Here is a 22,425-nt window from a genome sequence, read left to right on the forward strand (position 1 = left end):
TTCACCGTCCAATATGTTTGACAAACCTACAGGAAATCTTCTCCGCATAGCAAAAGGCACGTCCGCATATACATGCTGTGAAATGCGTACAGAAGGGAAGATGCCGCGATGGAAACGGCCTATCAAAAGTGGGAAAAGCGGAGGCAGGAGCGGACGGGCGGGCATAGGCCGGCGCTGTCCCACCGGAGAAAAAAGGGCAGCGTGGCGCTGGGTCCGCGTGAGAAGCGCCGGATGGCGCAGTTGGCAGTATGTCTGGCGCTGTTTCTGGTGGTATTTATCGGAAAAGGAGTATTTCCAGGAAAGCTCGCGGAGGTACGGGAGACTGTTTTGAGCGCTATTCAGGCCGACACGGATTTCAAAGCTGCGTTTGCGAGCCTGGGCCGGTCGATCTCCGAGGGGGAACCGATTTTGGACACCCTGGGGGACCTTTGGGTGGAGGTCTTTGGCGGAGAGGCTGTCACGGTGCCGGACGGAGAGGGACAGGTGAGCACGCCCCTGTTCCGCGCCCAGGCCGCATTTCTCAGCGGCTTCCCCGCACGTGAGGATGCGGTGAGCCACTGGTTGGGGGAGGCTGGGAAGCCGGAGCCGGTCGCTGTAGAACCAGCGGAGCCCAATACCGTACCGGAACCCACTCCGGTTCCCACCGCCACGCCGGAGCCGGCCGTAGTCCATGTAGAGTACAACGGTCCCACGCTCCCGGACAACGCCACCATGGACCGCTACAATCTGAACGCCTTGGGCGTGGGGGAGACGGTAACTCCGGCGCTGGGGTGGGTATCATCCGACTTTGGCTGGCGGGAACACCCAGTAGACGGTGGTGAGAAATTTCACAACGGCGTGGATCTGGCAGTGAACGACGGAACGGATGTTCTGGCCTTTGCCGACGGAACCGTAGACTATATCGGCGACAGCCCGATTTACGGTCTCTACCTCCAGCTCAGCCACCCTGGAGGGCTGAAAAGCTTTTATGCCCATTGCAGCGAGCTGCTGGTTCAGCAGGGGCAGACCGTGGCGGCGGGAGAGCGGGTGGCCCTCTCGGGTGCCACCGGCAATTCCACGGGGCCCCATCTGCACTTTGAGCTGAAGCTGAACGGAGTGCTGCTCAACCCGCTCTATTATATCGAGACGAACTGAATGCTGAGATGGAAACGAGTTGAAATCAGCGCAGGCGCGCTGCTGCTGGGGGCGGCGCTCTACTATTTGGATGAACAGGGTGTACTGCTGATGGCCTTTTGTGCCTGTGCCCTGCATGAGCTGGGCCACTGGCTGGTCATCCGGGCCCTGGGCGGGCGGGTAACCGCCCTGCGCATCACCTGTGTCGGCGCGGAGATGCGTCTCTCCGCTCGCTGTCCGCTGGGCTGCTGGCAGCAGATAGCCGCTGCGCTGGCTGGTCCGGCGGTCAATCTGCTGGCCGCCCGGATGGCGGCCGGGCTTGGGACGGAGGGTGCGTACTGCTTTGCTGGGCTCAATCTGGCGCTGGCCGCATTCAATCTGCTGCCCGCTGTCCAACTGGACGGCGGGCGCATCCTCTGGTGTATCCTGGCGCTGCTGACCTCGGAGGAACGGGCAGAACGGCTGCTGCGGGTGCTCTCCTCCGCGCTGGCAGTGGGGCTGGTTCTCGGAGCGCTGCTGCTGCTCTGGCAGGGGAGGGGAAACCTCACTCTGCTCATTACCGCGGTTTGGCTGCTGGTGCCGCCTGCAGCCAAACCATGCCGAGGGACACGGATGGGATGAAAATTCTGCTTGCAATCCGTTGAGACTTGTGGTAAACTATTGCAGTCTCAATAAAGGGTGGTCCTCTGCGGCCGCCGCCAAAGGTAGGCGGCATCCATGGCTGCAAGAACACCTATAAACTAGGAGGAAGTTTTAAAATGGATCTCATGCAGGCGTTTAACAACAAGTACCTGAAAGCCGAGCCCCCTGTGGCGGAAGTGGGCGACACCGTCCGCGTTCACGTCCATATCAAGGAAGGAAACCGCGAGCGTATCCAGGTCTTCGAAGGCACCGTCATCGCCAAGAAGCACGGCGGCATCGAGGAGACCATCACCGTGCGCCGCATCTCCTATGGCGTCGGTGTGGAAAAGGTGTTCCCCATCCACGCTCCCACCATTGAGAAGATCGAGACCGTCCGCAAGGGTAAGGTCCGCCGCGCGAAGCTCTATTACCTGCGCGACCGCGTGGGCAAGAGCGCTAAGGTCAAGGAGCGCATCTGAGTCTTGGATATTGGGCTGTGGAGAGGCAACTGCCTCTCCACAGCCTTTTTATAAGTATTTCTTCTGCAATACTGAGGCTCACATCTCTATACCGCGGAGTATAATATGTGAAAAATAACAAATTTAATTTGCGTTTTTCCTTGATATGATGTATAAAATGTGATACGCTGTGATCATGAAGACTGGAAGGAGGGTAGGGGGCCGCACGCTGATCCAGGAATTCAGAAAGAAGAATATGATGAGGGAGGAACCATAATGTCACGCAGACGCATTTGTAAAGCTCTCGCCGCATGCTTAGTCCTCGCTACACTTCTCTCAGCATTCCCTGCAATGGCAGCCGGTACAGAGGCTGCCGACAGCGTATACCGCAACGGAAACATCTATACTGTGGATGAGGCATTTTCCAAGGCCACCGCGCTGGCGATCAAAGGCGACCGCCTGGTCTATGTAGGCGGTGAGGCCGGTGTGGAGGCTTACATCGGTCCCGATACCAAGGTTGTCGATTTGGGTGGAGAGACGGTCATTCCAGGCTTGGTGGAGGGACATATGCACGTGGCTGGCTTGGGCAGCAGTCTGATGAATCTGGACTGCTTCTGGATGCCCAAGCAGGCGATTTTGGATCTAGTCAAGGCGGCCGCCGAACAGGCAAAGCCAGGGGAGTGGATCCAGGGCCGCGGCTGGATGAACACAGTATGGGAGGACACCAGCTACCCTACAAAGGAGGAGTTGGACGCGGTTGCCCCAAACAACCCAGTATTCCTGACCCGGGCATGCGGGCATATGGGCTGGGCCAACAGCAAGGCCATCGAGTTGGCTGGGATTACCCCCGATACGCCAAATCCCCAGGGCGGCGAGTACCTGAAGAATGCAAATGGAGAGCTGCTGGGCTGTATGACCGATACCGCCATGAATCCCATCCGGGAGCTGATTCCAGAGCTGACGGTGGAGCAGATGCAGGAAGGCCTGCTGAAAGCGCAAGAGCAGCTATTCTCTTATGGGCTGACCTCTGCGATGGATGCAGGCAACAGCATTGAGGTATATAACGAGGTCTTTGTACCCCTGTATGAGTCCGGAGAGTTGAAGCTGCGCGTCTACGGGATGATTTCCCACACATCTGCCGCAGGAGAGACCGCCGAGTATTTGAAGAGCCATCCCATTGACAATGAGAATTACGAGCCTTTATACAACAATCATCTCAGTCTGCGCTGCGTAAAAATGTTTGCGGATGGGTCTTTGGGTGCCCGTTCTGCCGCCATGCTGGAACCCTACTCCGACCGTGAGGGCCATATCGGCGATTACCGCTATACACAGGAACAGGTGAACGAAGTCGTTAAGGTGGCCTATGACGCCGGTTATCAGATTGCGACCCACTGCATCGGTGACGGCGCCAACAACCAGATGATCAACGCCTATGAGGCAGCCATCAAGGCCAATCCCCGGGATGACCACCGTCTGCGCATTGAGCACTTCCAGATTGTGGCGCCCGCTGACATTGACCGCGCCATCAGCCTGGGAATTCTGCCCTCTATGCAGACCACACACGCTACCTCTGACATGCTGGTGGCGGAGGATCGCGTGGGTAGTGAGCGCATCAAGGGGGCCTATGCCTGGCGTACCATTTTGGACAAGGGCAGTGTGATTCCCAACGGCTCCGATGCTCCGGTCGAGCTGGTAAACCCCTACCACGGTATCTATGCAGCCGTGACCCGCACCAACCGCCTGGGTGAGCCAAAGGGCGGCTGGCATATTGAAGAGGCCATGACCCGTGAGGAGGCCCTGCGTTCCTTTACCAACTGGTCTGCCTATGCAGAGTTCAATGAGGATATCAAGGGTTCCCTGGAGGTCGGCAAGCTGGCGGACTTTGCAGTGATTGACCGTGATCTGATGACCTGCCCCGCAGAGTACATCAAGGACACCCAAGTGCTGCTTACCGTCTCCGGAGGTGAGGAGGTCTACCGCAAGGATGCCTCTGTTCCCACAGTGATGTGGAATGGCCTGGTTCAGTCCTTCAACAACAAGCTAGTTGTGGAGCCCGGGAAAATCTGGGTTCCTCTGAACGACATTGTGAACGGTATCAGTGCAGAAAAGCGCACAGAAGGCTCCAGCGTTCTGGTTACGCTGGATGGCAAGTCGGTTAAGCTGCCCGTCAAGACTGTGGACGGCGTAGAGTATGTCGCCGTGCGCGCCCTCTTTGAGGGCCTGGGCCGCAACGTGACCTGGTATGCACCCAGTAACTGCGTCTCCATCGGCTGGCTCAAATAGTACGATCCAAAGCCGCTAAAAAGTGTCCGGCCATTGGCCGGGCACTTTTTATGCGTCTTTGCCCTTTTCAAATACCGGAGCATTGTGTATAATACAAGAATATTCGGTAGAGAGGGTGAACGCGTGAATATTCAGTGGTATCCTGGCCATATGACCAAAACCAGGCGGCAGATCCAGGCGGATCTCAAACTGGTGGATCTGGTGGCGGAGATCATAGACGCCCGCATCCCTATCTCCAGCCGTAACCCTGATATTGACGAACTGGTGGGGGAGAAACCCCGCCTGATCGTACTCAACCGGGCGGATCAGGCCGATCCGGCCATGAACCGGGTATGGACTGACTGGTTCCGCAGACAGGGCTGGGCGGTGCTGGAGACCAACGCCAGAGACGGCAAGGGAGTTGGCCAGTTCTCCACCGTCATCCGGCAGGCGCTGAAGGAGAAGCTGGAGCAGTGGAAGGCCAAGGGGCTGGTGGGCCGCCCCGTGCGGGCCATGGTGGTGGGGGTCCCCAACGTGGGAAAGTCCACCTTCATCAACCAGGTGGCCAAGCGGAAGTCCGCCAAGGCGGGCAACCGGCCGGGCGTCACCCGGGGCAAACAGTGGGTAAGTGTGGATGCCGGGCTGGAGCTTTTGGATACCCCAGGCATCCTCTGGCCCAAGTTTGAGGACGAGACTACCGGCATCCATCTGGCCTTTACTGGCGCTGTAAAGGACGAAATCATGGATCTGGAGACCCTGGCCTGTCACCTCATTGAGCTGCTGGCCCGGCGCTACCCCCAGGCGCTGGCCGAGCGGTATAAGCTGGAGGCTGACCCAGGGCTGCCTGGCTGGGAGCTGCTGGAGCTCTGCGGCAAAAAGCGGGGCTTCCGGATCTCTGGCGGCGAGGTGGACACCGAGCGCATGGCGAAGGTGCTTCTGGACGAGTACCGCTCCGGCAAGCTGGGAAACTTGACATTTGAGACGCCCCAAGATCTGGAGAGCCGGGAGGCGGCCCATGGCAGAGATTGACCGCTGGGCGCTGGAGCGGGCCTGCTGGGCGAGGGGGATCGCCCTGGTGTGCGGCTGTGACGAGGCGGGGGCGGGCCCGCTGGCCGGCGCGGTCTACGCCGGGGCGGTCATTCTGCCCCCCGAGTGCTCCATTGAGGGACTCAACGACTCCAAGCAGGTGACGCCCAAGCGGCGGGATGCCCTGTACGACACGATCCGAACCGTGGCGGTGGCCTGGGCGGTGGCCCGGGTAGAGGCCGAGGAGATTGACGCCACCGATATCCTCAGCGCCCGCATTAAGGCCATGCAGATGGCCATCGACCGCCTGGAGCCCGCACCCGGCTTTGCGCTGATCGACGGCAACCGGGACCACGGCAAAACGGCGGCTATCCTCCTGGAGCACCAGACGGTTGTAAAGGGAGACAGCCTTTCGGCTTCGATCGCCGCAGCCTCTATCCTGGCCAAGGTGAGCCGGGACCGCTATATGGAGCAGATGGCGGAACGCTACCCGGAATATGAGTTCGAGCGCCACAAGGGCTACGGCACCAAGCGGCACTATGAGCTGCTGCGCCGGTACGGCCCCTGTCCCATCCACCGGCGGACCTTTTTGAAGAAGCTGTGAGCGGGGGAGAGGCAAAGCTGCTGGGCCGCTGGGGGGAGGCGCTGGCGGCGGCGGAGCTGCGGCGAAAGGGCTGGAAGGTCTTGGCGGCCGGATACCGCAGCCGGTTTGGGGAAATTGACCTCATAGCAGCTACTGACAAGTATTTATCCTTTATAGAAGTAAAGCTTCGGACGGAGGAGCGCTTTGCCCTCGGACGGGAGGCGGTGGATCGCCGGAAGCAGGCCCGCCTGCGCGCCACGGCGGAGCTCTATCTGGCGGAGCACCCGGAGGAGGCGCGCCAGCCCCGCTTTGACGTGGCGGAGATCTACGCCCCCCAGGGCACCGCCACCCGCCGCCCCCGGATCACCTGGCTTGAAAATGCATTTTAGGGGGAGTTCCAGATGGAGCGGTATGCAATTGATTTGTTTGACGGACACTGTGACGCGGTGTTTCTGCGCTATCTCTCCGGCGGAGGCCTGCGCCGGAACGACGGCCATGTGGATCTGGAGCGTATGGGGAAATACCGCCGCTGCGCCCAGTTTTTCGCCCTGTTCGGAGAGCCGGAGCCCACCCCGGTTCGGGATCTCAGCGGGAAAACCCACCGGGAGCTCTTTCTGGAGGAGTACGCGCTCTTTGAGCGGGAAATGGCGGCCAATGCCGATCTGGCAGCCTTTTGCCGCACAGGCGCGGAGGCGGAGGCGGCCTTTCGGTCGGGGCGGAGGGCGGCTTTCCTCTCGGTGGAGGGGGCGGAGCTGCTGGACTGCTCCCTGGAGCGGCTGGAGGAGGCCCACGCCATGGGGGTTCGGGCCGTCAACCCCACATGGAACCACGTCAACGCCCTCTCCGGCACGAATGCAGAGGAGCCGGAGCGGGGGCTGACGCCTCAGGGCAGGGCGTTCGTCCGCAAAATGGAGCGGCTGGGCATGCTGGTGGACGTGTCCCACCTGTCGGATCCAGGCTTCTGGGACGTGGTGGAGGAGCTGAGCGGCCCCTTTTTTGCCAGCCATTCCAATGCCCGGGCGGTCTTTTCTCATCCCAGGAACTTGACCGATGAGCAATTTACTGCCATAATAGACCACAACGGAGTGGTTGGCCTTAACCTCTACGCCAACTTCCTGGGGGAGCGGGCCGACCTGGACACCGCCATCGCCCACCTGGAGCACTGGCTGGAGCTGGGGGGCGAGCGGACCGTCGCTTTGGGCGGCGATCTGGACGGCTGTTCCAGCCTGCCGGAGGGGATCACGGGTATTCAGGATCTGGACCGGCTGTGGGAGCGGCTGCTGCAGCGGAATTACAGCGAGGCGCTGGTGCGCGCCCTGTTTTTTGAGAATCTGATGAGGGTTGTGAGCGAAGTATGTACTATGTAAGCACGAGGAACAAGGAAGACCGGCGCACGGCGGCGGAGGCAATCGCCCAGGGACTGGCTGCGGACGGCGGCCTGATGACCCCCGAGGTATTTCCAAAGCTGTCCCACAACGCCCTGGACACCATGCGGGACATGTCCTACCAGCAGCGGGCCGTCTATGTGATGAACTCCTATCTGGACGATTTCACGGCCTCTGAGCTGTCTGCCTATGCGGACAAGGCCTACGGCGGAGAGAAGTTCGATGTGAAGGAGGTGGCACCCGTTCGGGCGGTGGACGAAAACACCTACTGTCTGGAGCTGTGGCATGGCCCCACCTGCGCCTTCAAGGACATGGCCCTGCAGATGCTGCCACACCTGCTCTCCGCCTCCTTGGTGAAAAACCAAGAGGAGAAGACGGTGTGCATCCTGGTCGCCACCTCCGGTGACACGGGCAAGGCCGCCCTGGAGGGCTTCAAGGACGTAGACAAGACCCGCATCTTGGTGTTCTACCCCAAGGACGGTGTTTCCGCTATTCAGGAGCTGCAGATGAACACCCAGGAGGGAGACAACGTAGGGGTTTGCTCCGTGGCAGGCAACTTCGACGATGCCCAGACTGGTGTCAAGCGCCTGTTCTCCGACGAGGCCCTGCGGGAGAAGCTGGCCGGCCGCGGCTTTTTCCTCTCCTCGGCCAACTCTATCAACTGGGGCCGCGTCCTGCCGCAGATCGTCTACTACATCTCCGCCTACTGTGACCTTCTGCGGGAGGGGCGGATTCAGAAGGGGGAGCGGATCAACGTCTGCGTCCCAACCGGCAACTTCGGCAACATTCTGGCCGCCTACTACGCCAGGGAGATGGGTGTGCCCATCGGCAGGCTCATCTGCGCCTCCAACAGCAACAATGTACTGACCGACTTCCTGTGCACTGGCGTGTACGACCGCAACCGCACCTTCTACAATACGATGTCCCCCTCCATGGATATCCTGATCTCCTCCAACTTGGAGCGGCTGCTCTTCTCCCTGTCCAACCACGACGACGCCGAGGTGCGCGGGTATATGGAGGAGCTGGCCCGGTCCGGGCGGTATGAGGTGAGCCCCGCCATCAAGGGCAGGCTGGAGAAGCTTTTCGCCGCCGGTTTCTGCGACGACGATCAGACACAGAAGGTCATCGGCCGCATGTGGCAGGAGCACCGCTACCTGATCGATCCCCACACCGCCGTGGCCTTTGACGTGCTCGACCAGTACCGGCGGGATACTGGTGACACTACCCCCACCGTGGTGGTGTCCACCGCCAGCCCCTTCAAGTTCTGTGACAGCGTGCTGGGCGCCCTGGGCGTGAGCGAGCTGGCCGCCGGCACGGCCATTTTGGACCAGCTCTCCCAGCAGACCGGCGTACCCGTCCCGGCGCCCCTGGCTGTCCTGAAGGACAAGACGGTCCGCTTTGGCCGGAGCGTCACCAAAGAGCACATGGTGGACCAGGTGCTGGAGATGCTGCGCTGAATGGCTCTCTACGCAATCGGGGACACCCACCTCTCCCTGTCCTCCAATAAGCCCATGGACGTGTTTGGCGGGGGCTGGGAGGGCTATGTGGATAAGCTGCAGAAGGGCTTCGCGGCGGTGGGGCCGGAGGATACGGTGGTGCTCTGCGGCGACCTGTCCTGGGGCATGAGTCTGGAGGAGGCAAAGAAGGACTTCGCTTTCCTGGACGCCCTGCCTGGGGCGCGGAAGCTGCTGCTCAAGGGAAACCACGACTACTGGTGGAACACCGCCGCCAAGATGAACCGCTTTTTTGCGGAGAGCGGCTTTTCCACCCTCCGCATTCTGCACAACAACTGCTATGAATACGGGGGCTACGCCCTGTGCGGCACCCGGGGCTGGTTCTATGAGGAGACCGGCGACCAGAAGGTGTTCAAGCGGGAGCTGATCCGCTTGGAGGCGTCGCTGAAGGCGGCGGGGGAGCGGCCCAAGCTGTGCTTTCTCCACTATCCGCCCCTCTACCAGGGCTACCGCTGTCCAGAGATCATTGCCCTGCTGGAGCAGTACGGCGTGGAGCGCTGCTATTACGGCCATCTCCACGGCGGCAGCCACCGCTTGGCCGTGGAAGGACGGCAGGGAGACGTGGCCTATTATCTGGTCTCCGCAGACTATGTGGGGTTTCGCCCGCAAAAAATCTGTGAATAATTGAAAAAAGGTATGGAAATTTTGACGCATATCTGCTAGTATATAACGGATAACGCGAAAGATGGCCCCGTATACCGCCGATGCGCGGCGGGACAGGGCTGACAGGAGGAAGTAAACAACATGAATGTCAAGAGCGTCGAGAAGCAGGAGAAGAGCACCGTCGAGCTGGTGATCGAGATCGGCAAGGAGGAGTTCGAGGCCGCTGTCGAGAAGGTCTACAAGAAGCAGCGCGGCAAGATCAGCGTGCCCGGTTTCCGCAAGGGCAAGGCCCCCCGGAAGATCATCGAGGGCATGTACGGCTCCGGCGTGTTTTATGAGGATGCTATCAACGACTTGTACCCCGAGGCCTATGCCCAGGCGATTGAGCAGGAGAAGCTGGATGCCGTGGCGTGGCCCAAGGTGGAGATCGTGGATGTGGGCAAGGAGGGCCTGACCTTCAAGGCCCTGGTCACCGTCCGACCCGAGGTGAAGTTGGGCGAGTACAAGGGCCTGACTGCTGAGAAGGGCGAGGTCGCCATCTCTGATGAGGACATCGACAACGAGCTCAAGCCCTTCATCAACCGTGCCACCCGCATGGTGACCGTGGAGCGGGCGGCCGAGAACGGCGATACTGTGGTGATTGACTTCGAGGGCTTCCTGGACGGCAAGCCCTTCGACGGCGGCAAGGCCGAGGGCCACAGCCTGGAGCTGGGCTCCGGTTCCTTTATTCCCGGCTTCGAGGAGCAGCTCGTGGGCACCAAAGCCGGCGACGAGAAGGAGCTGAACGTCACCTTCCCCGAGGATTACCATGCCGCCGAACTGGCCGGCAAACCAGTCGTTTTCAAGGTGAAGGTTCACGAGGTCAAGGCCAAGGAGCTGCCTGAGGTGGACGACGAGTTCGCTAAGGATGTGTCCGAGTTCGATACCCTCGCCGACTTTAAAAAGGATCTGGGTGAGAAGCTGAAGGAACGCCGCGAGACTCAGAACCAGCGTGACTTCGAGGCCGCTCTGATGGAGCAGGTTATGGACAACATGGAGGTCGAGATTCCCGACGCTATGGTGGAGTATGAGGCCGATAACCTGGTGAACGACATGGCCCAGCGCATCCAGGCCCAGGGTATCCCCTTTGACCAGTATCTGGCCATGACCGGCATGACCATGGATATCATGCGGGAGCAGGCCAAGGCCGCTGCTCTGGAGCGGGTGCGCCGTGAGCTGGCGCTGGGCGCCATTGTGGCTGCCGAAAATATCACCATCTCCGACGAGGAGCTGGAGGAGGAGTACAAGCGTCTGGCCGAGCAGTATCACATGGATGTGGACAAGGTGAAGGCCGCGGTGGATGCCGAGAGCATCCGCAAGGAGCAGAGCTACCACAAGGCTGAGCACGTGGTCTACGACAGCGCCAAGGTCGGCAAGGCCCCCGCCAAGAAGAAGTCCGCCAAGAAGAAGGCGGAGGAGAGCGCCGAGGGCGAGGAGAAGCCCAAGAAGACCGCCCGCAAGGGCACCTCCCGCAAGAAGGTGGAGGAGACCGCCGAGGCGGCCGTGGAGAAGACGGAGGAATAAGTTTCCAAACGATGGGCATACTCTGTTTGTGAGCCTGCCCGTCTGCGGTAGGATGGTGGGGCGCCCTGCACCCCGACATCAAAATTAAAGGAGATCCTTCATTATGAGCCTAGTTCCTTATGTAGTAGAGCAGACCAACCGCGGCGAGCGTTCCTATGACATCTTTTCCCGCCTGCTGAACGACCGCATTGTGTTCCTGGGAGAAGAGGTCAACGCCACCACGGCCAGCCTGGTGGTGGCCCAGTTGCTGTATCTGGAGGCCCAGGACCCGGACAAGGACATCCAGTTTTACATCAACAGTCCCGGCGGCTCCGTCACCGACGGTATGGCCATTTATGACACGATGCAGTATATTAAGTGCGATGTATCCACTATTTGCATCGGCATGGCTGCCAGCATGGGCGCGTTTCTGCTCTCCTCCGGCGCCAAGGGCAAGCGCTTGGCTCTGCCCAACGCGGAGATCATGATCCATCAGCCCTCCGCCGGCACTCAGGGACAGATCACCGATATGGCCATCCACCTGAAGCGCCTGGAGATTATCAAAAAGCGCATGAACCACATTCTGGCGGACAACACCGGTAAGCCGCTGGAAGTGGTTACAGCCGACTGCGAGCGCGACAATTTCATGTCCGCCGAGGAGGCTAAGGAGTACGGCCTGATTGACAAGGTCATTTATACGCGATAAAATCCAACAGAGGGAGCGGGGAAGCAAACGCCCCGCTCCCTCTGAGCCTTAGAAAGACTTGAGGGAGCAAACCATGCCGAAAAATGACGAGCGCAAATCCGTGCGCTGTTCCTTCTGCGGCAAGCACCAGGAACAGGTCGCCCGCATCATCGCCGGTCCGGGCGCCTATATCTGCAACGAGTGTGTCCACCTGTGCATGAGCATTCTGGACGACACTTACGATCCCGAGGAGCAGGCCGGGCCGGACATCCCCGATGTGATCCCCACCCCCAGGGAGATCCGCGACGTGCTGGACCAGTATATCATCGGGCAGGAGGACGCTAAAATCGCCTTGTCCGTGGCGGTCTACAACCACTATAAGCGCATCTACTTCGGCGGCGGGGAGGACGTGGAGCTCCAGAAGAGCAACATCCTGCTCATGGGGCCTACGGGCTGCGGCAAGACCCTGTTCGCCCAGACCCTGGCCCGGATTCTGAAGGTGCCCTTCGCCATCGCCGACGCCACTACCCTCACCGAGGCCGGATATGTGGGCGACGACGTGGAGAACATCCTCCTGCGACTGGTGCAGGCTGCCGACTACGACATCGAGCTGGCTGAGCGCGGCATCATCTACGTGGACGAGATCGACAAGATCGCCCGCAAGAGTGAGAACACCTCCATTACCCGCGACGTGTCTGGCGAGGGCGTGCAACAGGCCCTGCTGAAAATCCTGGAGGGTACTGTGGCCAACGTTCCGCCCCAGGGCGGCCGCAAGCATCCCCACCAGGAGTTCATCCAGATCAACACCAAGAATATCCTCTTCATCTGCGGCGGCGCTTTCGACGGGATGGAGAAGATCATCGAGCAGCGCCTGAACAAAAAGACCATTGGCTTCGGCGCGGACATCCAGAGTAAGAAGGAGCGGGATACTACCTCGGTGCTCAAGCAGGTACAGCCCCACGATCTGCTCAAGTTCGGAATCATCCCGGAGCTGGTGGGCCGCCTGCCGGTGATCACCACCCTGAACGCTCTGGACAAGGGACAACTGGTGCGCATCCTCACCGAGCCGAAGAATGCCCTGGTGAAGCAGTACCAGAAGCTGTTGGAGTACGACATGGTGGAGCTGGACTTCGATACCCAGGCGCTGGAGGCTGCCGCCGACCGGGCCATCGAGCGCGGCATCGGCGCCCGCGGCCTGCGGGCCGTGCTGGAGGAGGTAATGACCCCTCTGATGTACGAGGTGCCCTCCGATCCAACGATCACCCGGGTGACGATTACGGCTGAGAGCGTGAAAGAACACGTTTCCCCCGCCGTTGAGCACGATCCCGACCGCACCCAGCGGCCCCGTCTTGGCGGTGCCGCTCTCCATGCGGAGCAGGGGGGCGTATCCCCCAAGGGAAATGTCTCTTAAACAGCAACTGAACCGGTGGGGCGGGGGAGCATCCCTCGCCCCATTCTGCATCAAATCCCTGCCCTGGAAGGAAGTGAATGTGTGATGGAAGAACTGAACCGGCAGCAAACTATGCCTGCTCTGGCCCTGCGGGGGCTGACCGTCTTTCCGCAGATGCTGCTCCACTTCGATGTGGGACGGCAGGCGTCCATTCAGGCACTGGACGAGTCCATGGCCTCAGGCCAGCCGATTTTCCTGGTGGCCCAGCGGGAGCTGGCCGTTGAAAGCCCGCAGGAAAAAGACCTTTACAGCATCGGGACCATCTGCAATGTGCGCCAGATTCTGCGCCTGCCCGGAGACAACGTGCGGGTGATGGTGGAGGGGGTCAGCCGCGGGCGGCTGTGCCTTCTGCCCAAGACCACGCCCTACCTGAACGCCCTGGTGGAGGAGCTTCCGGCGGAACAGCCGGTCCGCCGTTCCACACGAACGGAGGCCCTCATTCGCCAGACCTACGAGCTGTTCGAGCGGTTCATCGAGCTGGCTCCCAAGATGACCCCCGATGTGCTCCTCTCGGTGCTCTCCAGTGAGGACCCGGGCTACATCGCCGACTACATTGCTCAGAACTTGCCCATGCGCACGGGGGACAAGCAGGCCATTCTGGAGGAGCTGCGGCCGGTGCGCCGCCTGGAGCGCCTGTGCCAGAGCCTCCGCCGGGAGGTGGAGATTCTGGAGTTGGAACAGGAGATGCAGGGCAAGGTGCGGGAGCAGCTCACCCGCAGCCAGCGGGACTATGTTCTGCGGGAGCAGCTCAAGGTTCTCCGGCAGGAGCTGGGGGAGGAGGGGGCCGGCGGCGACAGCGAGATTGCCGAGTACCGCCAGCGCATCGCCAAGGCCAAGCTGCCCCAGGAGGTGGCGGACAAGCTTACGAAAGAGGTGGGCCGCCTGGAGAAGCAGCCCTTTGGCTCCGCCGAGGCCACCGTTTTGCGCAATTACCTGGATACCGTGCTGGAGCTGCCCTGGGGCAAGCACACCAAGGAGCGAGTCAACGTGGAGGCGGCCCGCAAGGTGCTGGACGCCGACCACTACGGCCTGGAGAAGGTCAAGGAGCGCATTTTGGAGTTCCTGGCGGTCAAGCAGTTGGCCCCCGGGCTGAAGGGACAGATCCTCTGCCTGGTGGGGCCTCCCGGCGTGGGCAAGACCTCCATCGCCATGAGCATGTCGCGGGCCTTAAACCGTAAGCTGGCCCGTATCTCCCTGGGCGGCGTCCATGACGAGGCGGAGATCCGCGGCCACCGCAAGACCTATGTGGGGGCCATGCCGGGCCGCATCATTGCCGCCGTCAAGCAGGCTGAGAGCTGTAATCCGCTGCTGTTGCTGGATGAGATCGACAAGCTGGGCAATGATCAGCGGGGCGATCCCGCCTCGGCCCTGCTGGAGGTGCTGGACGCCGAGCAGAACAGCACCTTCCGCGACCATTTCCTGGAGGTGCCCTTCGATCTCTCCGACGTGCTCTTCATCACCACCGCCAACACCCTGGATACCATCCCCCGGCCCCTGCTGGATCGGATGGAGGTCATTGAACTGACCAGCTATACCGATGAGGAGAAGCTGCAGATCGCCAAGCGGCACCTGCTGCCCAAGGAGCTGAAACGCCACGGGTTGGCAAAGGCCCAGCTCAGGCTGACCGACGACGCCATCCGGGAGCTGATTCGGGGCTATACCCGTGAGGCCGGCGTCCGTGTTCTGGAGCGGAAGCTGGGGGCACTATGCCGGAAGGCGGCTATGGCCATTGTGTCAAATGGTGTAAAGTCGATTCACATCACAGGAGATAACCTGGAGGACTATCTGGGTATCCGCCGCTATCACCCGGAGCGGCTGCCCCGGACGGAGCAGGTAGGCGTGGTCAACGGCCTGGCCTGGACTCAGGTGGGGGGCGAGATCCTGGAGGTAGAGGTGGGCGTGGTGCCTGGCTCCGGCAAGGTAGAGCTCACCGGCAACCTGGGCAGCGTCATGAAGGAGTCCGCCCAGGCCGCCCTGTCCTACATCCGCAGCCGCGCCGCCCAACTGGGAATCGAGGCGGATTTTTACAAGACGAAGGACATTCACGTCCACTTCCCGGAGGGAGCAGTGCCCAAGGACGGCCCCTCCGCCGGCATTGCCATCACCACCGCCATGGTGTCCGCCCTCACCGGCGCGCCGGTGAGGCGGGAGATCGCAATGACAGGTGAAGTTACTTTACGGGGCAGAGTGCTACCCATCGGCGGCCTGAAGGAGAAGACCATGGCCGCCTACCGCAGCGGCATCAAAACCGTGTTCCTGCCGGCGGACAATGTGCCGGATCTGGAGGAGATCGACCCCACCGTCCGGGCCGCTCTGCACTTTGTTCCGGTGGAGCAGGTGGATTCGGTGCTGGCCGAGGCGCTGGAGCTGAAGACATGCGACCCCCTTCGGGACGACGCGCTCCCGCCCCCTGAGTCCGGCTCCCGGAGCCGGGAAGTACCCACCTTCCGACAGTGAGGAATTGACATGAATGTGAATTTACAGAAGGCGGAGTTTGTGCGCTCCGCGGCCAAGGCCGGGGACTTCCCACGGGATCGCCTGCCGCAGGTGGCCTTTGCCGGCCGCTCCAACGTGGGCAAGTCCTCGGTGATCAACCGGCTGCTCAACCGGAAGAATTTTGCCCGGGTGGGCGCGGCGCCTGGCAAGACCACCCACATCAACTACTTTTTGATCGACGGCGCCTTCTACCTGGTGGATCTCCCCGGCTATGGCTACGCCAAGGTGTCCCAGGCGGAGAAGGCCCGCTGGGGCCGCCTGATGGAGGAGTGGTTCGCGGACAACTCCCTGATGACCCTGGGACTGATGATCGTGGATGCCCGGCACAAGCCCACGGCGGACGACTGCACCATGGCGGAGTTTTTCAGGAACAGCGGCCGTCCCTTTGCGGTTGTGGCCAACAAGCTGGATAAGCTGCGCAAGAGCGACATAGAGCCGAACCTGGCGCGCATCCGGGAAACTCTTGAGCTGGACAAGTCTGTAAAGCTGATTCCCTTTTCGGCTGAGAAGGGAGACGGCAAACAGGAGCTGCTCAATCTGATCCTGGAGCACGCGGAGGGAAGTGTATGAGATTCGTCAAACTGCTGCGAGAAGGAAGGGGCGTGTGGGGGGTGCTCCACGGCGATGTGGTGCACACTCTGACAGAGCCGCCCTTCGAGGGTGTCCGTTATGACGGAGAGAGCCTGCCCCTGTCCGGCTGCCGCCTCCTGGCTCCCTGTGAGGCCACAAAAATTGTCTGCATTGGAAAGAACTATTTCGACCACATCCATGAAATGAAGTCCATGTTGGATGCCTCCAACACCCCCGACCGGCCCACCCTGTTTCTCAAGGCCCCCAACGCCCTCAACTCCCACCTGGGGAAGGTTCACGCCCCGGACTTTGTAGGGCGGCTGGATTACGAGGGAGAGCTGGCCGTGGTAATGAAGCGGCGTGCCAAGGATGTGCCGGAGGAGGAGGCACTGGACTATGTGCTGGGTTATACCTGCCTCAACGATATTACCGCCCGGGATGTCCAGAAGGCGGACGGCCAGTGGGCCCGCGGCAAAAATATGGACGGCTTTGCCCCCATGGGGCCCGTCGTCACCGACGAGGTGGACCCGGAACACCTGACCATCACCACCCGACTGAACGGTCAGGTGGTGCAGCAGGGGAGGACAGAGCAGCTCATCACTGGTGTGCGGGCGCTCATCTCTTTCATCACCGCCTCCATGACCCTGGAGCCGGGGGACGTGATCGCCACCGGCACCCCCGCCGGTGTGGGCCCCATGCAACCAGGCGATACAGTAGAGGTGGAGGTTTCAGGCATCGGAATCCTATGCAACACCATTGTATGAGAGGACGGCGGACGCTCAGGGGAGGGCTCCGCCGCTTTTCCTTGAGTTTCTCCTGGAAATTTGCTATAATTGACACGATCTTTGTGCTAGGGGGGCGGACGCTTGGGCTCCATATCCGACTTTCTCAACAACATGGACTGGTGGGGCCTGCTCACCCTCCTTATCAGCGCCGCGGCAGCTCTGCTGTGCATCACCCTGCACGAGCTGTCCCACGGCTTTGTGGCTTGGCGACTGGGAGATCCCACGGCCAAAAATGCCGGGCGGCTGACCCTCAATCCCATCCGGCATCTGGATGTGGTGGGTCTGCTGATGATGCTTGTGGCCAAGGTGGGCTGGGCCAAGCCGGTGCCGGTGGATATGCGCTATTTTAAGCACCCCAGGCAGGGAATGGCGCTTACCGCCCTAGCCGGACCGGCGGCCAACTTCCTCACCGCCCTGGCGGCGGTGGGAGTCAGCTCCGCCGTGTTCCATCTGGCCCCTCTGGGCCCGGCGGCGGTGTTCGTGCTGTGCTTCCTGTCCAACATGGCCCTGTTGGGGGTGGGGATGGGGCTGTTCAACCTGATCCCCCTGTCGCCCCTGGACGGCTCCAAAATCCTGTTCGCCCTGCTGCCCGACCGAATCTACTACACCATCTTGCGCTATGAGAAGTATGTGATGGGAGTGGTGATCCTCCTGGTGCTGGTGGGGGTGTTCGACAAGCCCCTGTCCTTCCTGATGGTCCATGTCCTACGGGGCTTTTGCACCCTCACCGGAATGCCTCTGGGCGGGTTGCTGCTGTTCCAGGACGCGTCTGCTATTTTAAATCTGTTTTGAGGTGAGGCGCCATCGAAACGCCGATTTTTCATCTGGAAAAGGTGGTCAAGGCCCGGGATGAGGCTATGGAGGACTTCAACGGCCCACTGGATCTGATCCTCCACCTGCTGAGCAAGAACAGGATGGAGATCAAGGACATCCAGATCTCCCTGATCCTAGACCAGTATCTGGAGTGGATGGATCAGCGCAAGCGGCTGGATCTGGAGGTGGCGAGCGAGTTTGTCACCATGGCGGCCCACCTGGTGTTCATCAAGACGCGGATGCTGCTCTCCATCCACGACGAGGAGGCCATCTCCGAGATGGAACAGCTCATTGCCTCTCTGGAGGAGCACCAGCGCCACGAAAACTTTGCCAAGATCAAGGCCATCGTGCCAGAGCTGTCCGACCGCTACGCCATCGGCCGGGACTATATTCCCAAGGTGCCCGAGGCCCTGCCGGTTAATAGGACCTACCGCTACGTCCACAAGCCGGAGGATCTGCTGCGTGCCATGACGGCGGTGCTGGCCCGGGTGGACCACCGCCTCCCGCCACCCATGGCGGCCTTCGAGGGCATTGTGGGCCGGGAGCCCTACCCGGTGGCGGACAAGGCCGGCGAAATTCTGGAACGGCTCAGCCGCTTCGGTGTGACCCGGTTCCGGGCTCTGTTCAAGGGCAACCGGAGCCGCTCGGAGGTGGTGGCCACCTTTATCGCAGTACTGGAGCTGTGCAAGGCACGCCGCCTGCGGCTGGCAGGCACGGAGAGCGACTGCACCGTGACCTGTACCGAGGAGGGCGGGGGAGAGCTGGAGCTGACCACCGATGGGGAGAAAACGGCAGATTGAGGGTATACTATGGAATTGAAGGAAATTGAATCCGCCATTGAAGGGGTCCTCTTTGCTGCCGGGGAGCCGGTGGGGGTGGAGCGCCTGTGTTTGGCGCTGGACATCGACCGGATCACGGCGGACTCCGTGTGCCAACGCCTGGCCGATGCCTACCGCTATGAGCGGCGTGGCATCCGCCTGGTGCGGCTGGACAACAGCTATCAGCTCTGCTCTGCGCCGGAGTTTGCCGACTGCATCCGCCGGGCGTTTGAGAGTCGGCGGCCCGCCCGCCTGAGCCAGCCCGCCCTGGAGGTGCTGGCCATCATCGCCTACTACCAGCCTGCCACACGGGCCTATGTGGACCAGATCCGCGGCGTGGACAGCTCCTACACCGTCAGCCTGCTTCTGGAGCGTGACTTGATCGAGGAGTGCGGCCGCTTGGCCGTGCCGGGCCGCCCCATCCAGTACCGCACCACCCAGACCTTCCTGCGCTCCTTCGGACTATCCAATCTGGATGAGCTGCCCGAGCTGCCCAACACCACCCCGGAGGACGGACAGCTTACCCTGGAGATGCAGGCGGCGGTGGAGCGGCTTCAGGCCGCCCAGGCCGCGGAGGGGACAGAGGAGGTCACCGAGGAGGAGCTGCTTCAGGCGGCCCGGGAGATGGCACAGGCCGAGGAGGAGGCGTAGGGCTGGATGAAAGCAATCCTGATCCTGGGCGCGGTGCTTCTGGCGCTGGGGGCGCTCCTCCGCCTGGTGCGACTGGGCGCGCTGGCGGAGTACTCCGCCGCCGGACTGCGGCTCAAGCTAAAGGTAGGACCGCTGCGCCTGATGCTCTATCCCAGAAAGCCGAAGCAGCCCCGCCGAAAGGCTGGGAAATCGTCCCGAAGGGAGAAAAAACGGGAGGAACGCCCGCAGCCGGAGCTGGGCGGCGGGCCGCTGGCGCTGGTGAAGCGGTTTCTTCCGCTGATCGCCGAGGCGGCGGGGCGCTTCCGGCGCAAGCTGCGCATCGATGTGTTCCAGCTTGAAGTTACCGCGGCGGCGCCGGACCCCGCTGCCGCCGCCCTGTGCTTCGGCGGGGCGAACGCATTTATCGGTATGATCTGGCCGCTGGTGGAGCAGAATTTTAACGTGAAGGAGCGGAGGCTGCGCACCCGGGTGGACTTTGACGCGGAGCGGCCCTCCGTCTATCTCTACGCGGCGGCTACCCTGACCGCCGGCCAGGCGCTGGCTCTGGGCCTGCGCCTGACCACACGGTTTCTGGCAGAGTTCTCCAAGTATCGCGCCGAGGCCGGGAGCCCGGCGACAAGCAAGCAGAAAGAGGCGGTTTAACGTATGGAAAAGCAACATCCCATCGGTGATCTGATGACCACCACTATGCAGAAGCTCCGGGAGATCGCGGACGTCAACACCATTGTGGGCAAGCCCATTTTGGCCGGTGAGATCACCATCATTCCCATCTCCAAGCTGACGGTGGGCTTCGCCTCCGGCGGCAGCGACTTTACCTCCAAGAACCAGAAGCCGGAGGACGACAACTCCTTCGGCGGCGGCAGCGGCGCGGGAATGAACCTGTCCCCGGTGGCCTTCCTGATTGTCAAGGGGGACTCGGTGCGCCTGATGCCCGTAGCGCCTCCGCCCGGCACCGCCGTGGACCGGGTGGTAGAGATGGTGCCCGATGTGATTGACAAGGTCACCGGCTTTATCGAGAAGCAGCAGGACAAGGATAAATCCCAGGGCTGACACGCATACTAGCAGCATCTATCCCCTGAGGTGATGCTGTTTGAAACGGTTTGCCGCCGTCCTTTTGACACTGGCTGTTCTGCTCTGTCCCTCCGTCCGGGCCGCCGGGCCCGGCATCTCGGCTGCCTCCGCCATCCTGATCGATGGGGAAAGCGGCCGGGTCCTTTATGCCCAGAACGCGGAGGAGGAGCGCCCCATTGCCAGCATTACCAAGCTGATGACCGCGCTGGTGGCGGTGGAATCTCACCCTGATCTGTCCGAGGTAGTCACCATCCGGCCCGAGTGGACCGGAGTGGAGGGCTCCTCCATGTATCTGAAGGCGGGGGAGGAGCTGACGCTGGAGGCGCTGCTCTACGGGCTGCTGCTCGCCTCGGGCAATGACGCGGCGGTGGCCATTGCGGGCTTCTGCGCCGGGGACGTGGATACTTTTGTGGCCTGGATGAATGACAAGGCCGCCGAGCTGGGCATGGAGCACACCCACTTTGAAAACCCAAACGGGCTCAATGACGAGGGGCACTACTCCACCGCCGCCGACATGGCTGCCCTGGCCCGGGTGGTGATGGAGCACGAAGCGCTGGCAAAGATCGTGGGTACCCGTTCCATCACGGTGGCAGGGCGCACCCTCACCAATCACAACAAGCTGCTCTGGCGGTATGAGGGCTGCACTGGCCTCAAGACCGGCTACACGGACAGGGCGGGGCGGACGTTGGTTTCCTGTGCGGAGCGGGATGGGCAGCGCCTGATTGCCGTCACGCTGAATGATCCCAACGACTGGGCAGACCACGCCGCCCTGTTTGACTATGGCTTTGCCCACTACCGCAGTGCCATGCTGGCCCTGGCGAACCGGACCTTCCGCATGCTCCCGGTGACGGGCAGCCTCAACCGCTTTGTGCCGGTCTATACGGCCGCCGATGTGTACTATCCGCTGACGGAAGGAGAGCTGGTCAAGGCCCGTGTGGAGCTGCCGGAGCGGGTGGAGGCCCCTATCCAGGGCGGAACCATTGCCGGCCGGCTGCTCTTTACGCTGGACGGCGCGGTAATCGGCGAGACCTATCTGCTCTATGCCGGCGATGTGGCGGACGACCGGGCCGGCCGCGGCCTGTTCGGCCGGGTGCTGGACTGGTTCCGGGCGGGGGAGGCCGACACGCTGGCGACGGTCTGCTGCCGCTGGATCTCTGATTCGAATTTGTAAAAAGGGGGGAGCGGCCATGGAAGAGCGGCTGCAGAAAATCCTTTCGGCCCACGGCGTGTCCTCCCGGCGGGCGGCGGAGGGCTATCTCTCCGCCGGGCGGGTGACGGTAAACGGATGTACCGCGCGGGTGGGGGACAAGGCCGACCCGGAGCGGGACGACATCCGAGTGGACGGGCGGCCTCTGCGGCGGCCCGCCCGCCGTACTTATCTGATGCTCAACAAGCCCAGGGGCTACGTAACCACCCTCTCTGATGAAAAGGGGCGGCGCACCGTGGCGGGGCTGGTGGCCGGATGCGGCGCCCGGGTGTGGCCGGTTGGGCGGCTGGATCTGGACTCCGAGGGGCTGCTCCTCCTCACCGACGACGGGGCGCTGACCCACGCCCTTCTCCACCCCAGCCACGAGGTGGAGAAGGAATACCGGGTGTGGGTGGAGGGCGACGTGGACACCGCCCTCCCGGTGCTGCGGGGCCCTATGGAGCTGGATGGGTACGCCCTCCGTCCGGCCCAGGTCACTCCGGTGGGGGAGGGGGTGCTCTCCGTGGTCATCCATGAGGGGCGCAACCGGCAGGTGCGCCGGATGTGCGCCGCAGCGGGCCTGCGGGTGCGCCGCCTCCAGCGGGTGCGGGAGGGGGAGCTCTGCCTGGGCGCGCTGCCTGTGGGAGCATGGCGGCGCCTGACAGGTGAGGAGCTTTGTCTCCTGCGAAAATGATCTCTTTTTTGCAAGGAGATCAGGAAAACTTGCAGAAAAGGGATTGCTTTTCCGGTCAATTCTCGGTATGATAGGGACGAATCAAAACACAGCGTGGTA

23 protein-coding genes are annotated in these 22,425 nt (G+C 61.9%); all 23 read left to right on the plus strand.

Annotated features, from left to right (window positions below; translation table 11 throughout):
* The first annotated feature begins 108 nt into the window (after window positions 1-108).
* The 23 genes from HMPREF0372_RS02615 (at window position 109) to HMPREF0372_RS02725 (ending at window position 22,326) form a co-directional block, all read left to right on the plus strand.
* Entirely contained in the window at window positions 109-1,134 is a 1,026-nt protein-coding gene (locus tag HMPREF0372_RS02615) for a M23 family metallopeptidase (protein ID WP_007488733.1), read from the plus strand.
* Complete coding sequence (locus HMPREF0372_RS02620) at window positions 1,135-1,734, plus strand: site-2 protease family protein (protein ID WP_007488734.1); 600 nt, start codon at window positions 1,135-1,137, stop codon at window positions 1,732-1,734.
* Window positions 1,735-1,871: 137 nt separating this feature from the next.
* Window positions 1,872-2,213, plus strand: a complete 342-nt coding sequence (rplS, locus tag HMPREF0372_RS02625; RefSeq protein WP_007488735.1) for a 50S ribosomal protein L19 — start codon at window positions 1,872-1,874, stop codon at window positions 2,211-2,213.
* Between the two features lie 330 nt (window positions 2,214-2,543).
* Window positions 2,544-4,475: an amidohydrolase family protein gene (locus tag HMPREF0372_RS02630; protein ID WP_007488736.1), complete on the plus strand. Its 1,932-nt coding sequence runs from the start codon at window positions 2,544-2,546 to the stop codon at window positions 4,473-4,475.
* 123 nt (window positions 4,476-4,598) lie between these two features.
* Window positions 4,599-5,483 carry a ribosome biogenesis GTPase YlqF gene (ylqF, locus tag HMPREF0372_RS02635; protein WP_009256908.1) on the plus strand — a complete coding sequence of 295 codons (885 nt, stop codon included), beginning with the start codon at window positions 4,599-4,601 and terminating at the stop codon, window positions 5,481-5,483.
* Window positions 5,470-6,084 carry a ribonuclease HII gene (locus tag HMPREF0372_RS02640; protein WP_007488740.1) on the plus strand — a complete coding sequence of 205 codons (615 nt, stop codon included), beginning with the start codon at window positions 5,470-5,472 and terminating at the stop codon, window positions 6,082-6,084. Before ylqF ends, HMPREF0372_RS02640 begins: the two co-directional genes overlap by 14 nt.
* Window positions 6,081-6,452, plus strand: a complete 372-nt coding sequence (locus HMPREF0372_RS02645) for a YraN family protein (protein ID WP_007488742.1) — start codon at window positions 6,081-6,083, stop codon at window positions 6,450-6,452. Before HMPREF0372_RS02640 ends, HMPREF0372_RS02645 begins: the two co-directional genes overlap by 4 nt.
* A 12-nt stretch (window positions 6,453-6,464) precedes the next feature.
* Window positions 6,465-7,430 carry a dipeptidase gene (locus HMPREF0372_RS02650; protein WP_007488743.1) on the plus strand — a complete coding sequence of 322 codons (966 nt, stop codon included), beginning with the start codon at window positions 6,465-6,467 and terminating at the stop codon, window positions 7,428-7,430.
* Window positions 7,418-8,905 carry a threonine synthase gene (gene thrC, locus HMPREF0372_RS02655; protein ID WP_007488744.1) on the plus strand — a complete coding sequence of 496 codons (1,488 nt, stop codon included), beginning with the start codon at window positions 7,418-7,420 and terminating at the stop codon, window positions 8,903-8,905. Before HMPREF0372_RS02650 ends, thrC begins: the two co-directional genes overlap by 13 nt.
* Window positions 8,906-9,586, plus strand: coding sequence for a metallophosphoesterase (locus HMPREF0372_RS02660; protein ID WP_007488745.1), 681 nt, complete (start codon window positions 8,906-8,908; stop codon window positions 9,584-9,586).
* Window positions 9,587-9,706: 120 nt separating this feature from the next.
* Complete coding sequence (gene tig / locus HMPREF0372_RS02665; protein WP_007488746.1) at window positions 9,707-11,128, plus strand: trigger factor; 1,422 nt, start codon at window positions 9,707-9,709, stop codon at window positions 11,126-11,128.
* 103 nt (window positions 11,129-11,231) lie between these two features.
* Window positions 11,232-11,813, plus strand: coding sequence for an ATP-dependent Clp endopeptidase proteolytic subunit ClpP (clpP, locus tag HMPREF0372_RS02670; protein WP_007488747.1), 582 nt, complete (start codon window positions 11,232-11,234; stop codon window positions 11,811-11,813).
* A gap of 73 nt (window positions 11,814-11,886) precedes the next feature.
* On the plus strand, window positions 11,887-13,203 hold the full coding sequence (gene clpX, locus HMPREF0372_RS02675; protein ID WP_007488748.1) for an ATP-dependent Clp protease ATP-binding subunit ClpX: 1,317 nt from the start codon (window positions 11,887-11,889) through the stop codon (window positions 13,201-13,203).
* Between the two features lie 84 nt (window positions 13,204-13,287).
* Window positions 13,288-15,699: an endopeptidase La gene (gene lon / locus HMPREF0372_RS02680; protein ID WP_007488750.1), complete on the plus strand. Its 2,412-nt coding sequence runs from the start codon at window positions 13,288-13,290 to the stop codon at window positions 15,697-15,699.
* Between the two features lie 9 nt (window positions 15,700-15,708).
* Complete coding sequence (gene yihA / locus HMPREF0372_RS02685; RefSeq protein ID WP_007488752.1) at window positions 15,709-16,308, plus strand: ribosome biogenesis GTP-binding protein YihA/YsxC; 600 nt, start codon at window positions 15,709-15,711, stop codon at window positions 16,306-16,308.
* A complete protein-coding gene (locus HMPREF0372_RS02690; RefSeq protein ID WP_007488755.1) occupies window positions 16,305-17,072 on the plus strand; it encodes a fumarylacetoacetate hydrolase family protein in 768 nt (255 codons plus the stop codon). The genes yihA and HMPREF0372_RS02690 overlap by 4 nt, the downstream gene beginning before the upstream one ends.
* Window positions 17,073-17,174: 102 nt before the next feature.
* Window positions 17,175-17,885, plus strand: coding sequence for a site-2 protease family protein (locus HMPREF0372_RS02695; RefSeq protein WP_007488757.1), 711 nt, complete (start codon window positions 17,175-17,177; stop codon window positions 17,883-17,885).
* A gap of 65 nt (window positions 17,886-17,950) precedes the next feature.
* Window positions 17,951-18,706: a segregation and condensation protein A gene (locus HMPREF0372_RS02700; protein ID WP_009256898.1), complete on the plus strand. Its 756-nt coding sequence runs from the start codon at window positions 17,951-17,953 to the stop codon at window positions 18,704-18,706.
* 9 nt (window positions 18,707-18,715) lie between these two features.
* Window positions 18,716-19,375 carry an SMC-Scp complex subunit ScpB gene (scpB, locus tag HMPREF0372_RS02705; protein ID WP_007488759.1) on the plus strand — a complete coding sequence of 220 codons (660 nt, stop codon included), beginning with the start codon at window positions 18,716-18,718 and terminating at the stop codon, window positions 19,373-19,375.
* Between the two features lie 6 nt (window positions 19,376-19,381).
* Window positions 19,382-20,017, plus strand: coding sequence for a DUF2953 domain-containing protein (locus HMPREF0372_RS02710; protein ID WP_007488760.1), 636 nt, complete (start codon window positions 19,382-19,384; stop codon window positions 20,015-20,017).
* Between the two features lie 3 nt (window positions 20,018-20,020).
* Window positions 20,021-20,425, plus strand: a complete 405-nt coding sequence (gene ytfJ, locus HMPREF0372_RS02715; protein ID WP_007488761.1) for a GerW family sporulation protein — start codon at window positions 20,021-20,023, stop codon at window positions 20,423-20,425.
* A gap of 40 nt (window positions 20,426-20,465) precedes the next feature.
* Window positions 20,466-21,617 carry a D-alanyl-D-alanine carboxypeptidase family protein gene (locus HMPREF0372_RS02720; RefSeq protein WP_007488762.1) on the plus strand — a complete coding sequence of 384 codons (1,152 nt, stop codon included), beginning with the start codon at window positions 20,466-20,468 and terminating at the stop codon, window positions 21,615-21,617.
* A gap of 16 nt (window positions 21,618-21,633) precedes the next feature.
* Window positions 21,634-22,326, plus strand: a complete 693-nt coding sequence (locus tag HMPREF0372_RS02725; RefSeq protein ID WP_007488763.1) for a pseudouridine synthase — start codon at window positions 21,634-21,636, stop codon at window positions 22,324-22,326.
* Window positions 22,327-22,425 lie beyond the last annotated feature (99 nt).

The organism is Flavonifractor plautii ATCC 29863 (assembly GCF_000239295.1).
GTDB lineage: Bacteria > Bacillota > Clostridia > Oscillospirales > Oscillospiraceae > Flavonifractor > Flavonifractor plautii.